Raw genomic sequence first — 14274 nt, forward strand, 5'->3', positions numbered from 1 at the left:
CGAGTCCCGGATTCAGATTTCACCCCTGCCATATAAGCCAAACAGCAATTAGCAGATTCTGGGAAGCCCTTCTCCTATGAGCTCCGTAATGACCCGTATTCCGCCCAGAGGAGTGGTGAGCAGCACCTTTCCTCTTTCCTTACCGGAAATATGGCCGATAATGGCTGCCGCTTCTCCGTATTTGCTTTTCTGCATACAGGAAAGGGCGAGTTCGGCGTCTTCTCCTGCCACAACCGCGGTCATTTTCCCTTCGTTTCCCATATAGAGGGGATCCAGTCCCAGCAGGCCGCAGAAGCCTTTTACCTGATCCGATACCGGAAGGCAGGACTGTGTAAGCTCCACACAGCAGTCGGAGGCAGCAGCAAATTCATGCAGGACTGTGGCGAGTCCGCCTCTGGTGACATCACGCATAGCCTTGATGCGCACTCCCGCTTCCTGCATGGAACGGACCATTTCTCCCAGGGGAGCGCAGTCGCTCACGATGCTGTTGGTTATTTCCATACGCGCACTGAGTATGGCGGCATGGTGATCTCCCAGGTTCCCGGAAACGAGTACGGTATCCCCTTCTTCGCAGAGCGAAGCGCTTATCTGCACTCCCTCCGGAACAAAGCCGACTCCGGCAGTATTGATATAGATTCCTCCGCTGCCTTCTATCACCTTGGTATCTCCCGCCACTATCGTCACGCCGGCCTCCCGGGCCGTCTGTGCCATGGACGCGGCGATCTTTTCCAATTCCTCACTGTCCGCGCCCTCCTCCAGTATGAAACCGCAGGTCAGATATTTGGGGCAGGCCCCGCTCATGAGCAAATCATTCACGGTGCCGCAGACGGACAGCTTTCCGATATCTCCTCCCGGAAAAAACAGGGGATTTACCACAAAGCTGTCCGTGGTTACCGCAAGCCTGCCGCTCCCCGCTACCACGGCGGAATCCTCCATCCGGGATAAAATATCATTATTAAAATTTTTTTCAAAAATGCCGGTAATCAGCTGGGAAGTCGCCCTTCCGCCGCTGCCGTGCGCCATTGTTATTTTCATTTCTATTCCTTTTCTCCGATCATGCGATTATTTATCCCCGGCTTCTATATTAGAAGCTGATGCTTCCGGAAGGATGCTGTTAAAGCTGTTAAAACAGCTGCCTTCCGTAGAAACCATACAGGCTCCCTGAGGTGTCTGGGGAGTGCATACCTTTCCGAACAGCGGACACTGGGCGGGACGTACTTTTCCGGTAAGCACTCCGGCGCAGCAGCAGCCCTTATTCTTTTCCCTGTCTTCCATGAGCTCTCTGCTGCCTGCATCGAAGGCTTCGTATTTCTTACGCAGTACCATTCCGGAACCGGGTATCACTCCCATCCCCCGCCAGGCAGCGTCCGCAGGTTCAAAATATTCCTCCACCGCAGCCTGGGCTGTCAGATTTCCTTCTCTGGTAACCGCACTGGTATACATATTTATCGTCTTCCCCACACCCCGAAGCTTAACCAAAGCCGCAATGGCCGCCAGAATCTGTTCCCCTTCGAATCCTGCTACCACAAAGGGGATCCCGTATTTTTCAGCCAGGCCTTCAAATGCCCGGCTTCCGGTGATCACACTCACATGGCCCGGCGCAAGGAAGCCGTCAATGCTGTTTTCCTGCTTTTCCCCGCAGATCCAGTCAATGACCGGAGGCATAACCTTTAAGGATGTGAGCAGACGGATATTTTTAATGCCGCCGGCCAATGCATTTTTCAGCAGCATGGCATATACCGGCGTAGTGGTTTCAAATCCTACCGCCGCAAAAATATATGTGTGCCCCGGATCCTCACCGGCAAGCTTGAGCATATCCATGGGGGAATAAACCATTCTCACCTGACAGCCTTCCGCCCTGGCTTCGCTCAGGCTCTGGCGGCTGCCCGGGACACGCAGCATATCCCCAAAGGTAACCACGATATTGCCCGGCTCCTTACCCAGCAGGATCAGGCGGTCGATGTATTCCGTCACCGTCACGCAGACAGGGCAGCCCGGGCCGGAAACCAACTGAATAGAAGGAGGAAGCAGCCCCGGTATCCCATTGCGGCTGATTTCCGCCGTATGCGTGCCGCAGACCTCCATCAGCTTCAGCGTGCGGCCCTGATAGCTCTGCAGATATTCAATTATTTCCTTCACCGGCCGCTTCCTCCAATTCCTCAAAAAGCTCTGTGAGCTGCTTTCCTTCTTCTTCCGAAAGCACCTGCAATATACAGCCGGCATGCACAAGCACGCTGTCTCCCGGTTTTACGCAAACCAGGCCCGCCTCCGCGCGCACCCTGTTTCCCTGGAAATCCACCACTGCGGTGGTCCCTTCTATCTCAACAACCCTTCCGGGCAATGCTACACACATATCTGACCTCCTCGATCCTTCTCATCCATCAGCCTTTCCGCTGCCAGCCAGGCCTGTCCCAAAGCGATCCCGCCGTCATTTCCCGGCACCTGTTCATTCACATATACCCGGAACCCCTGTTCTTCCAGAAGGCTCCGGCATCTTTCCTGCAGAATCACATTGGCAAAGACACCGCCGCTTAAAGCCACCTTATCCTCATGAAATCTTTCCCGGATCCTGCGGCACATTTCCAGCACCATACAGGAAACCGCTTCATGGAAGCCGAGAGCCAGGGCCTCCGCCCTCTCTTCCTCTTTATACCACGTCTTTGCTGCTCTTGTCTCCCGGAAAATTTTACGTATTATTTCTTTCCTGTCAGCCAGAAGGATTTCTTCTTCCTCCCGAATGGGAAAGTAAAGCTCCGGCGGGGCCGCATTCTTCTCTATCGCCCGGGCCGCCGCATTCTCCAGGGCTATGGCACATTCCCCTTCATAGCTGTTGTATTCCCTGATTCCCAGAAGTGCGCTCACCGCATCAAAAAGCCGTCCCACGCTGCTGCTTTTTTCCGTATTGATATGATTGGAAACCGCAGCACGGACCATTTTCTCTCTGAGTTCCTCCTCAGGCCGGTCATTCTCTGTTTTTCCCTTCGAAAGCTCACATCCGGCCTGATAAAGATGGCAGAGAGCGGTGAGCCCGGCATCCTTTGCCGAAGAATCGCCGCCAGCCAGCTCCGTTTCTTCCAGATGCCCCGCACGGAGAAAGGAACCGCCCTCACACAGCAGAAATTCCCCTCCCCAAACCGTTCCGTCCGTTCCATAGCCTGTACCGTCAAAAACAACGGCTATGCAGCGGCGCAGACCATGTTCCGCCATCACGGATGCCGCATGGGAATGATGATGCTGGAAAGGAAACAGCGGCAGATTCCTTTCTTCCGCAAGGCGTGCCGCCTCCCCGGCTGTCGCATATCCCGGATGAAGATCGCATGCCACCGCTCCGGGTACCATTCCGAACAGCTTCTCCATGTGCTCCGTAGCCTGCAGGAAGGTACGGAACACCTTGTAGCTTTCCATATCGCCGAAATACTGGCTCATATATCCCCTCTTCCGGTAAGCCAGACAGAAGCAAGCTTTCAAATCCCCTCCCATGGCAAGCACCGGAACCAGACATTTTCCCGGAAGGGCGACAGGAGCCGGGACAAAGCCTCTGCTCCGCCGCAGAAGCTGAGGCCGCCCACCCGTTATCCGCATCAGGGAATCATCCAGGGGAGTCACAATTTTTCTATCATTCCACGCGATTCCTTCAAGCAGCATCGGCTGCTGCTTCCAAAGCTCTTCCATTTCCTCATCCGAGGTCAGTATAGGTTCATCCGTCACATTGCCGCTGGTCATCACCAGAGGCCCGGCGGCTTCGGTAAGCATCTGATGCAGCCCCGTGTAAGGAAGAAAGGCTCCCAGGAACCGGCTCTCACCGCTCACTCCCGATGCGAAGCCGTACCTGCCCTTTTTCAGATTCAGAAGCACAATCGGCCGGGCCTGTGAAAGAAGCAGTGCTTCCTCCTGTTCTGAAACCATACACATCTCACGTATGCTTTCCATGGAAGGAAACATAACGGCAAAGGGCTTTTTATCCCTGTGCTTGAGCTGCCGAAGCCGATCCACGGAATCCGCATTATCCGGACGGCAGGAAAACTGATAGCCGCCGATTCCCTTCAGGGCTATCACCCCGCCTCTTTGCAAAACAGACAGGGCCTCCTCCAGCGCCTCTTCCTTTTCCCTGTATACAACAGCGCCTTCATCTCCCCGGGCCTTCCAGCAAAGCTGAGGGCCGCAGTCATGACAGGATATAGTCTGTGCATGGCGGCGCCGGTTTCCCATCTGTGCATACTCTTTTCTGCAGGAAGGGCACATGGCAAATTCCCTCATGGTGATATGATCCCTGTCGTAAGGGACCGCCTCCATAATACTGTAGCGGGGGCCGCAGTTTACGCAGCTGATAAAAGGATAACGGTATCTGCCATCTCCCGGCTTTTTCATTTCTGCAAGACATTCTTCACAGACCGGCAGATCCGGCGGAAGAAGAGGAAGATCCGCACGATTCTCCGCCTCGCTTTCCACAATCCGGAAATCAGAAGGACAGGAACCTTCCTTTTCTGCCCTCTCCGCCTGGACCCGGTCCACTCTGGCCGCCGGAGGCGCATATGAACGAAGGCGACAGATAAAGTTATCCATCGCCTCCGCATCTCCAAACGCATCTATCCTTACCACTCCGCCGCTGTTGCGGACACTTCCCTTGATATGAAGTTGTTCAGCCAGGGCTGCCACAAAGGGCCGGTAACCGACTCCCTGTACCACGCCCAGAATGGTAATTTCATATCTCATGTATGCTCCTGCCCCGCTGTCTGTACCGCTTCCGGCTTTGCGGCAGGCTGAGCAGCTTCCGCTTTAGCCGCAGGCTTTACCGCTTCCTGTCCGGCTGCGGGCTGAGCCGCCGGTTTCACAGCGGGCTTTGCCGCAGGTTCCGGCATATTAGTCTTAATAAAGCTGTCCGTCTTCTTCGTTCCATCCGGCTCAGTATAGCTCTGCTTCATGGACAGACATTTCTTCGGGCAGGTTTCCACGCAGCACCCGCACTGGATGCAGCCGAATCTTTCGATTTCCCACAGCTTGGCGGCCCTGTCCACGGTAATGGCCCCCGTGGGGCATTTCCGGGCGCAGAGGCTGCAGAGTACACAGGTATCTATATCGACTTCCACATGCCCTCTCGTCCTGTCGGGATACTCCCTTGGCTGCTCCGGATACGGTCTTGTTGCAGGCTTGCTGAACAGGTTCTTCAAAGCCACGCTTGTAAATTTCATTGTGTTCATTTGCTTCATTGTATTACGCTCCTTCCCCTTCGTCAGCGTTCTGTACAACTGATGCAGGGATCGATTGTCAGAATCAGAATCGGCACATCTGCCAGCTGACAGCCCTTCAGCGTCTCAAGCAAAGCGGGCAGATTCGCAAAGGTAGGGGTACGTACCCGGAAACGGTCGATAAACTTCGTACCGTTAGCCTTCACATAATAAATCGCCTCTCCTCTGGGCTGTTCCTCTCTCATGAAGTATTCTCCATCCGGGAAGCCCTTGAAAGGAACCGCCACTTCTCCGCCGGGGATTCTGGAAATTGCCTGACGTATCAAATCAATAGACTGGAAAATTTCACGGATACGCACGTCACATCTGGCATAACAGTCTCCCACCGTACTGGTGATCGGCTCAAAGTTCAGATCTGCATATGCCGCATAACCCAGCTTCCTGTTATCCAGGGCGATACCGCTGGCCCGCATGAACGGCCCTACCGCGCCCAGGTCATGGGCCTGCTCTTTTGTAAGGAAGCCAACATCACGAAGACGGCTGTTCACGGCCGTATCCTCCAGGAAGGTTCTGGCCACCACCTTCAGCTCCTTCTCAATATCCGTAAAATCCGCCACGAACTGCCGGAGCATGGAAGCATCCATATCCTTACGCTGTCCGCCGATTTTATTTACGGAAAAAATAACCCTGCCTCCTGTGGATGCTTCAAACATATCCAGAACCTTTTCCCTGATTTTCCAGGACTGCATGAAAAGACTCTCAAAACCAAAAGCATCTGCGAGAAGGCCCAGCCAGAGCAGATGGCTGTGAATTCTTGACATTTCACACCATATTGTGCGCAGGTAATAAGCTCTGGGCGGAAGTTCAATGTTCATAATGTGTTCCACAGCCTCGCAATAGCCCATGCCATGCATGAAGCTGCAGATTCCGCATATACGTTCCGCTACATATACATACTCGGTAAATTCTTTTTTCTCGACCAGTTTTTCCAGTCCTCTGTGTACGAAGCCGATGGAAGGTATCGCCTCCACGACTTTTTCATCCTCTAAAACCAAATCCAGATGAATCGGCTCCGGCAGTACCGGATGCTGCGGTCCAAATGGAATCGTGCTGCGTGTGGACATAATCTATTCTCCTTGTATCAATGCGATTATACTACTCTTTAAAAGGTGCTTCCTTCTTAATACGGTACAGGTTTCCATGGTAATCCAATGAAATCATCTTAATATTGATGCCGAACAGATCATGAATTTCATTCTCATATAAAAAGGCAGGCGCATAAATATCACTGATGCTCACAATTTCCGTATCGGGCAGTATGCTGATCCTTAGCCCCACCATCTTATATTCTTTACCGAAGGAATAGGTTATTTCTATCCTGTCCCCCGCTTTTGCCGCACAAATCTGTATAATCCTGTAATCCCTGTGCTTCAGCATCAGGACCTCGGTAACCAGATTTTCCGGTTCCACCTGCATGATTTCGCCGTCGATCATTTCGCTCCTCCTTCCGGTTTTTCCTGTCCGTTATCCGCCGTCTTATGGGAAGCGGCTTCCGCTCTCTTCTTATCCAGCAAAGCGACAGCCTTTACCACGCCATCAATAATCGCTTCCGGACGGGCCGCACAGCCGGGCACATAGATATCCACCGGAATAGTGGTATCCACACCGCCTAAAATATTATAGCATTCCTTAAATATACCGCCGTTGCAGGCGCATATTCCCACTGCCACCACCACTTTGGGAGAAGGCATCTGGGAATAAAGCTGCTGTACCACAGGCTTATTCTGTTCGTTGATGCCTCCGGTAATCAGGAAAATATCCGCATGCTTGGGATTTCCCGTATTAATAACCCCGAACCGCTCCACGTCATAGACCGGAGTCAGGCAGGCCAGCACTTCTATATCACATCCATTGCAGCTGGAGCCGTCATAATGCAGCAGCCAGGGTGATTTTGATATTTTCATTTTCATTCCTTCCTTTCCGGTTCCCGCTATTTCATCAGCATGACGATCATCAGGTTAATCCCGCCTGCCGCCAGCGTAACAATCCAGGTCCATTTCAGCATGATCTGCCATTTTACCCTGGGGAATGTATTATCAATCAAAGTTTCCAGAAGGAACGCGAGCAAACAGACTACAATAGCCGCCGGAATGCTCCACCAGCTGGAATTGATGATAAAAAGCCCCACAACACCCAAAAGGAATACATTTTCATACCAGTGGGATAAGGTAACCAGAGCCAGGATATTACCGGAAAGCTCTGTTGTCATACCTCTTACCATCTCCTGATGCGCATGGTGTGAGGTACTGATATCAAAAGGCGACTTTCTGAATTTAATAGTCAGGATATAAAGGAAACCAATGAAAAATCCGGGCAGGAGGACAATCGCCGAAACATTACTCTGGGCGATCTCCTTTATGGAAAAGCTTCCTGTCGCAATATAAAACCCGATAGCGGTAAGCAGCACCATAGGCTCATAAGCCATCATCTGCATCAGTTCCCTCTGGGCGCCCATGGAGCTGTACGGCGCATTCGCCGAACAGGCCGACATGATAAAGAAGATCCCTGCCAGAGTCAGTGCAAAGAACACCAGCAGAATATCTCCGCCCCAGAAAAACAGAGCCCCTGTAAATACTACGAATACCAGGAAACCGCATACCAGGAAATCCTGTACACTGTTTACCACAACAGACTGCTTGGCAAACAACTTATTAAGATCATAAAAAGGCTGCAGCAAGGAAGGCCCTTTCCTTCCCTGCATACGGGCCGACACCTTACGGTCAATTCCTTCCAGAAGGCCTCCCGCAAAAGGTGCACCGATAATATACAAAAGGGCCAGGAAAAAATATTTTGACATCAGAGCGCACCTCCTATCGTCATAATCATAAGAATAATCAGCGCTCCCGCAGCCAGCACCATGGATGGCAGAAGAAGCTTGTTTTCCCCGAAATAATCAGGCATATACCAATTAGCCAGGTACATGTGCTTTTCTTCCCCGAAGGAATCCGTGAAATTTCTGTCATCACCGGCATTCGCACCGCCCATGTAGGACATAACCAGCTTATTTTTCTTGCCCAGCGTAAGGATACGCACTGCTATCGGCAGAACCAGAATCGTACACAGCATCATAATCATGATGTAAAGATTGCCGGTCCCGATCAGGTTAGGCACATACTGATGATACATATCCATCAGGAAAGGCTCGATCAAATATGTGGATACCAACGGGAAGGTCAGGCACAGGGCAACCATGATCACACTTAAGGAAATCAGGGAAGTCCATTCGCTCTTCTTCGTCACATTGGTAAGCTGCTCCGAATGATGGTGGACCGCCACCAGTGATCCCAGCCATTTGGTCCAGTAAAACAAGGTAGTCGCACTGCCGAATACGAGGAAAATAACGAGAAGAATGCTTCCTGAATCCACATAAGCCTTCAGTGCCGCCCACTTGGAAATCAGCATTCCGAAGGGGGCAAGGAACATACCCGCTATACCGATAATCATTACATAAGCCAGTCCGGGCAGCTTGACAATCAGCCCGTGCATATCTTCAATATTCCTGCTTCCCGTACAGTTTTCCACCGCGCCTACGGAAAGGAACATAAGGGATTTGGATACGGCATGGAACATCATCAGAAGGATGGCCGCCCATACCGCCTCATGCATACCCACACCGGCACAGGCTGTAATCAGCCCCAGATTGGATATTGTGGAATATGCCAGAACCTTCTTTCCGTCATCCTGGGAAATCGCCAGCATGGAGGTCACCAGGAAAGTAAAGCCGCCGATAGTCGTTACCATCGTACCGGCCAGATTGCCCTCCATGGCCGGAGCCAGACGGATCAGCAGATATACGCCTGCCTTAACCATCGTTGCGGAATGCAGAAGCGCGCTGGTAGGCGTAGGCGCCACCATCGCCCCCAGAAGCCAGCCTGAAAAAGGAAGCTGCGCACTCTTGGTCAGTCCTGCAAACGCCAGGAAAACAACCGGTATCAATGCCAGCCCCGCCTTCGCGTCCGAGCTGACGGCGAGAGCCACAAGATCCTGAATATTAATGACCTGAAGGGAAATTGCCGCATAGGCAATAGCCACCGCAAAGCCGAGGCCGCCCAGCAGGTTCATCCACAAAGCCTTAAAGGAATTCTCCATTGCTTCATCCGTCTGGTTATATCCGATCAGGAGGAAGGAGCAGATGCTTGTAATCTCCCAGAAGAAATAAATCCAAATCAGATTACTGGAGAAGATGAGTCCCATCATGGCCCCCAGGAACAAAAACAGCATCCCGAAAAAGAAATACCGTCTGTCCTTATAATCCAGATGATGCCTGTTATAGTCCTTCATATAACCAAGGGCATATACACAGATCAAACAGCCTACAATACCGATGATCAGGCTCATGGCTATGGTAAGCTTGTCCGCATAAATATGATTTCCGGGAATTTCCGTACGGCCGGTAAGCTCCAGCCAGGTCATCAGTCCCGTCTGTACTATGGACAGTAAAGCACAGTAATACTTTCTGAATTTAAAACTGTAATAAAATACAAGAACTACCAGTCCCCATTCCACAACCAGCATCAGCATATCGATACCGTGTGTGTGAGGCAGGTAAGAAACGGTTTCCCCTGAAATCAGGCTGGTTACCGCAAAATAAATGACTGCCGCTACTAAGATCCCGCAGAGAGTAAACTGAACGCATCTTCTGATCAGTCCGCTCTTTCTCATGCATGACATAATAAGTGCAGCAAAGAAAGGAAACAGAATTAAAAAACCTATGATTCCCATATGGAATTTCCCCCGCTTTCGCCTTATTGGACTTTTACTCAGGCTTATAGGTGGGTAGTACGTGTGCGGGACGGTGATACATGTCCGGACGTATTGCTCATCTAAAAAAGTTTGAATCAGCCCTTATCCATCCTACTTCTCTTGTCCGAAAGTGTCAAGTGACAAGTATGAAAAAATTGTAGAAAGAAAATCCAATTCATATTATTGTGTGGTATAATATATACAGCAAATTAATTTACCGGATTTACGGCCGGCAGGAAATCTGCGTTCACCGCATGATTCCGCATAATGTAAAGGAGGTTTCCTTATGAAATGTCTGTTCAGCTGCGCTAATCAATATGTAAAAGAATCTGACTGGAAGGATTTTGCCCTCGTTAAGCTCTGTCTGTGCGCCATAGGCGTCATGATCGGGCTGGCTATTCCAAAAAAGAAAAAGAAGATGCCCTTGCTGATCGCTGCCATTGTATTTATTGCCACCTATATCCCTCTTATGACAAAGTTTCTCCGGATTGTTTTCCGCAAGGAGGACGATGCCGCCTGTGAATGTGAATAAGCGATCTGTAAAACCGGCCCTGCATACTTGCTGCAGGGCCGGTTTATAAACACAATTCTTAACGCTTTCTTAACCTTCCATATTCCAATGACGCCTCATACAGAGCGGTAAGATTTTCTATCTTCCAATCCGGTGTGGAACCGTTTCCCATCGTCATCAGGAACCTTCCGTCCTGTCTCTTATATGTCTCCATCAGATGCTTTACCTCTTCTCTGACCTCTTCGGGAGTACCGAAGGCCATCAGGTACTGGACATCAAAGCCGGCAAAAATACACAGCCGGTCACCTTTTTGTTTTTCAGGGATCAATCAGCTTATTTCACTAAAAAAACTCTCGGAGCCGCCAGAACGCCCATGCGTTTCAGCTGATATTCGTAGCTGAAGCCCGCTCCTGTTGTTCTCCAGGCATTGGGCCCTACCCAATGTTCATATTCATTGCAGGCATGCACCGTTCCGAACGCATTCACCCTGTTTCCATAAGAAATAATGGTGACGGCGTGCTTTCCTTTTTCCAGATGCCCCAGCTGTACCTGGTAAGGGGCCAGGGCAATCCTGCCCGCCTGTTTTCCGTCAATCAGGACTTTAAGAAGAGGCGCGCGGAATTTTTCTGCGGCAATTATGTACTCTCCTGCTTCTTCCACAGTAATTTCCGTTTCATATATCATATTGCCGGCATAGAAGGGGAATCCCTGATCCACATAATCGCCGAATGCAATCTGTTCCGGCAGCGGAGTGAGCACAGCCCTGCTGCCCGTCACCTTAACACCGAAGCTTCCCAGCAGATAATACCATTCCACATTGGTATTTCTGGAATAGGAAATCTTCAGAAGAAGTTCGGATCTTCCCACCGGGATATGCGGCAGAGCCACCTTGCGGATACATTCATCCACAAAATAACCTGAATCCTCCGGCGAATCAGCCTGGCCTGCGGTGCCCGCCTGTGAATTCTTTACTTCTTTTCCGTTCAGCCAAATGGATGTGGCGTCTGATTCCTCAAGAGCCAGGAAGGCATCCTCCACCTCGATTTCGGAATCTATGGCAAAGCGCAGCTCCAGAGTATGCTCCGGTGCGGATTTCTCACTTGTCCAGGGCTGGGCAAAGGCTTCCATACGAAGAGGATAACCGGCTATTTCACGGCAGACATTATCCAGACGCAGGATTTCTTCCCTCTCCATCCACTCTCCGCTGTCGAAACGGTATTCAGCCATATCCATCAGCAGCACGTTGGGCTCCGATAACCGGTAAGGCATACGGGAAGCCAGGTGAAGTCCTTCTTCCATTGTATATTCTCCGTCTGCGGCGCTTTCCGCTGTCTTTTGGCTCTCTGCGGCAGGTGTCAGCTTAAGCAGGACGCTGGAATGATCGTACATATTATGTATAAAACTGGTCATATTATTTTTTCTTTCCACGGACACAGGACGAATTTCCCCGGTCATGGTATCATACTCTTCCACTTCCCAGCTGCCTTTCAGGCGGAAGGTGATACTGTCTTTTTTCGGTATGTCAGGATTCTGCATTTTTCTGCCGTTGCAGACAAACAGCCAGCGGATATCCCCATCCTCACGCATCTGGTAAATCAGCTGTTCCGAAAGGTTTCCTGCTGCCGTACGCAGCTCTACATCCCGGTAAGCATCCAGCGCTTTGACAAGAGCGCTTCTGGAGAAGCCGATATGGCGGCATTTTCCGTAAAGCTCTTTTCCTTCCTCCGACGGCCTTGCATCCACGAGGGCCGGCGCATCCCCCATAAAGAGCACATCCCCGCCTTTCTCACGAAAGCTTTTCAGGCTGGAAACAGTGGTATTCCTGAGGGTTTCATTTCCGGGAACCAGAACCACATCATAGCTCATCTCACCCACATGGAATTTCCCGTCTTCCGATGCTTCATACTGATCAGGCAGAAGGGATTCCGCCACGAAATCAAAATCAAGCTGGGAGAAAAGAAGCCATTCCGTCACATTGGAGAACCGGCTTTCCAGTTCTTCCCGGATCAGAGCGGTCTGCTCCTTCGGTCCATAGTGGAGCCAATAGCTCTCAATCGGATGTACTACCGCCACGCGCACGTGCGCTTTTCCTCTTGTGAGGGCCGTATTAACCCTGGCAAAATGATCCTCTATCATGCCGTATTCCTTATACCAGGGCGACTGATAGAAAATGGATGCGGGATAATCCCTCTTGGCTTCTCCGTTCATGCTGTCCCAGGAAAGGTGGTGCACACGCAAGGTAACTCCAAGGGCCGCCTGCCAGTCTCCGGCCAGCTTATGTCCTCGGAAATCAAAATCCCAGTTCGTCACACCATAAAGCTCGCTGAGCACGCCAGGGCAGCCATACTGATGGGAAGCGGACTGCGCCTGCTTCGCCGTAGTATATTCCCTCCAGTCGCAAAGCATGTCAATTCCGGGCATCTGGAAGCTTCTGTAGGAACGCATGGCTTCTCCCAGCGCATTGGTCTGAGATGTCAGCGTAGGCTCTTCCATCATATGTCCGGTAAGCATGATTCCATGGTCTTTGCACCAGTTTCCGATGGTGTCCGCGAAGGAGGAGGAAAACTGCTCCGCCACAAAGTCATGGAAACGGTAACGGGGTACCGATACCTTTTCCTCCGGCAGATCCCAGATGAGTTCCGGCACTGTATCGAAGAAATTTACTCCGTAGGCCGCTTCATAACCGGCAGGCAGGCTGTCTGTATAGGGAAGAATGACATCCTCTCTGGATTCCGCAAAGCTCAGTGTTGTTTTATGGGAAAACTGAGGTTCATCCGTAAAAATGGACGGAACCGTCTTTCCGAATTCATCACCGACACAGCCGAGATACTGTTCATGGGTTTCTTCAATAAACCGCTCAATAGCCCTGGGATTGAGCGTATCCACATAAGTTTCATTATTATACCACGGGCTTTCCCGCGCAATTTCCTCATACAGGTACCATACATTTGTCCCCTGCTCTCCATCCTCAAGACGGCGGTATTCCTTCAGGCAGCCATCTTCCAGGGTGATATCGTAGCGGGCAAGAAGCTTTCCGTTCCCCTGTACGGCAGCCTTGCTGGAGGAATCAAAGCCGAGCTCTTCTTTTTGCCGTTCTTCATTGGAAAACGGGGTGAATACCAGATATCTGCTGCGGTATTCCACATCCTTTGTAACCTTTCCCCCGGCTGCTCCGGAGGGCCAGCGGTCTTCATCATACAGGTAGGCATACATTCCCTCCGCTTTTGCCTTTTCCACACAAGCGCGGACACATTCTTTATATTCCTCTCCCATATAGGGCGTGTCCAGGCCGGTACGGCAATGCATATGGAATCCCCCGATTCCCATCTCTTTAAAGTAATCGATATGCCTTACCAGCACTTCCGGCGACAGAGCCTGGTTCCATGCCCAGAACGGCGCACCGCGGTATTCATTTGTTGGATTTTGGAACAATTCCCTGGTCAGGCTTTCTTCTTTGCTTTTCTGATACATCATTTTCCTTCCCTTCTCCTTTTCTTCCGGTAAAGCCGCAATTTTTCATTGCATTCTGCTTTTAAATTCTGTAAGATTATCATAGAAAATCTACAGAAAAAGTAAATGGGAAGAAGGAACAAAATTGTAATTCAGAACACTGAATTGACAAAAAGCCTGACACAGGTTACCGCCCTGCCTCCAGGCCTCTGTCCCGCGCCTGCCCTGTCCTCCTTCGGCCTGCCTGGTTTCTGCCGTCCCTCTGTGCGGCTGCAGCCCTGCATGGTTCCTTACAGGGGAACGACTTTAGTCGTTTTCGCTTAT

At 51.1% G+C, this 14274-nt stretch carries 14 protein-coding genes; 2 read left to right on the forward strand and 12 right to left on the reverse strand.

Annotated elements, in window-relative coordinates; all coding sequences use genetic code 11:
- Nucleotides 1-48 precede the first annotated feature (48 nt).
- The 10 genes from hypE to BLA28_RS29145 are packed head-to-tail and all read right to left on the reverse strand — an operon-like array spanning nucleotide 49 to nucleotide 9968.
- On the reverse strand, nucleotides 49-1035 hold the full coding sequence (hypE, locus tag BLA28_RS29100) for a hydrogenase expression/formation protein HypE (RefSeq protein WP_069157257.1): 987 nt from the start codon (nucleotides 1033-1035) through the stop codon (nucleotides 49-51).
- A gap of 27 nt (nucleotides 1036-1062) precedes the next feature.
- Nucleotides 1063-2139, reverse strand: coding sequence for a hydrogenase formation protein HypD (gene hypD / locus BLA28_RS29105; RefSeq protein ID WP_069157256.1), 1077 nt, complete (start codon nucleotides 2137-2139; stop codon nucleotides 1063-1065).
- Nucleotides 2123-2353 carry a HypC/HybG/HupF family hydrogenase formation chaperone gene (locus tag BLA28_RS29110; protein WP_069157255.1) on the reverse strand — a complete coding sequence of 77 codons (231 nt, stop codon included), beginning with the start codon at nucleotides 2351-2353 and terminating at the stop codon, nucleotides 2123-2125. Before BLA28_RS29110 ends, hypD begins: the two co-directional genes overlap by 17 nt.
- Entirely contained in the window at nucleotides 2344-4713 is a 2370-nt protein-coding gene (gene hypF, locus BLA28_RS29115) for a carbamoyltransferase HypF (RefSeq protein ID WP_069157254.1), read from the reverse strand. The genes BLA28_RS29110 and hypF overlap by 10 nt, the downstream gene beginning before the upstream one ends.
- A complete protein-coding gene (locus tag BLA28_RS34470) occupies nucleotides 4710-5207 on the reverse strand; it encodes a 4Fe-4S binding protein (RefSeq protein WP_069157253.1) in 498 nt (165 codons plus the stop codon). The genes hypF and BLA28_RS34470 overlap by 4 nt, the downstream gene beginning before the upstream one ends.
- Before the next feature lie 23 nt (nucleotides 5208-5230).
- The gene (locus tag BLA28_RS29125; protein WP_009253168.1) at nucleotides 5231-6310 is read right to left on the reverse strand and encodes a hydrogenase large subunit; all 1080 of its coding nucleotides are present in this window, start codon (nucleotides 6308-6310) and stop codon (nucleotides 5231-5233) included.
- A 31-nt stretch (nucleotides 6311-6341) separates the two neighbouring features.
- Nucleotides 6342-6680 carry an NADH-quinone oxidoreductase subunit C gene (locus BLA28_RS29130; RefSeq protein ID WP_009253169.1) on the reverse strand — a complete coding sequence of 113 codons (339 nt, stop codon included), beginning with the start codon at nucleotides 6678-6680 and terminating at the stop codon, nucleotides 6342-6344.
- Nucleotides 6677-7150 carry an NADH-quinone oxidoreductase subunit B family protein gene (locus BLA28_RS29135; protein ID WP_009253170.1) on the reverse strand — a complete coding sequence of 158 codons (474 nt, stop codon included), beginning with the start codon at nucleotides 7148-7150 and terminating at the stop codon, nucleotides 6677-6679. Before BLA28_RS29135 ends, BLA28_RS29130 begins: the two co-directional genes overlap by 4 nt.
- A gap of 26 nt (nucleotides 7151-7176) precedes the next feature.
- Nucleotides 7177-8043 (reverse strand): respiratory chain complex I subunit 1 family protein, encoded by an 867-nt coding sequence (locus BLA28_RS29140; RefSeq protein ID WP_009253171.1) that lies wholly within the window; start codon nucleotides 8041-8043, stop codon nucleotides 7177-7179.
- Entirely contained in the window at nucleotides 8043-9968 is a 1926-nt protein-coding gene (locus BLA28_RS29145) for an NADH-quinone oxidoreductase subunit 5 family protein (protein ID WP_069157252.1), read from the reverse strand. The genes BLA28_RS29140 and BLA28_RS29145 overlap by 1 nt, the downstream gene beginning before the upstream one ends.
- A gap of 307 nt (nucleotides 9969-10275) precedes the next feature.
- On the opposite strand from BLA28_RS29145, the gene BLA28_RS29150 reads away from it, so the two are divergent.
- Nucleotides 10276-10521 (forward strand): permease of phosphate ABC transporter, encoded by a 246-nt coding sequence (locus BLA28_RS29150; protein WP_069157251.1) that lies wholly within the window; start codon nucleotides 10276-10278, stop codon nucleotides 10519-10521.
- Between the two features lie 58 nt (nucleotides 10522-10579).
- On the opposite strand, the gene BLA28_RS29155 is transcribed toward BLA28_RS29150, so the two are convergent.
- On the reverse strand, nucleotides 10580-10828 hold the full coding sequence (locus tag BLA28_RS29155) for a uroporphyrinogen decarboxylase family protein (protein WP_044970584.1): 249 nt from the start codon (nucleotides 10826-10828) through the stop codon (nucleotides 10580-10582).
- Nucleotides 10829-10833: 5 nt separating this feature from the next.
- Complete coding sequence (locus BLA28_RS29160; RefSeq protein WP_081329978.1) at nucleotides 10834-13974, reverse strand: type 1 glutamine amidotransferase family protein; 3141 nt, start codon at nucleotides 13972-13974, stop codon at nucleotides 10834-10836.
- Between the two features lie 102 nt (nucleotides 13975-14076).
- Here BLA28_RS29160 and BLA28_RS34000 point away from each other — a divergent pair.
- The coding region (locus BLA28_RS34000; RefSeq protein WP_207650804.1) for a hypothetical protein at nucleotides 14077-14274 on the forward strand (198 nt) is incomplete at its 3' end.

Origin of the sequence: Eisenbergiella tayi, from assembly GCF_001881565.1 — a bacterium.
Taxonomy (GTDB): domain Bacteria; phylum Bacillota; class Clostridia; order Lachnospirales; family Lachnospiraceae; genus Eisenbergiella; species Eisenbergiella tayi.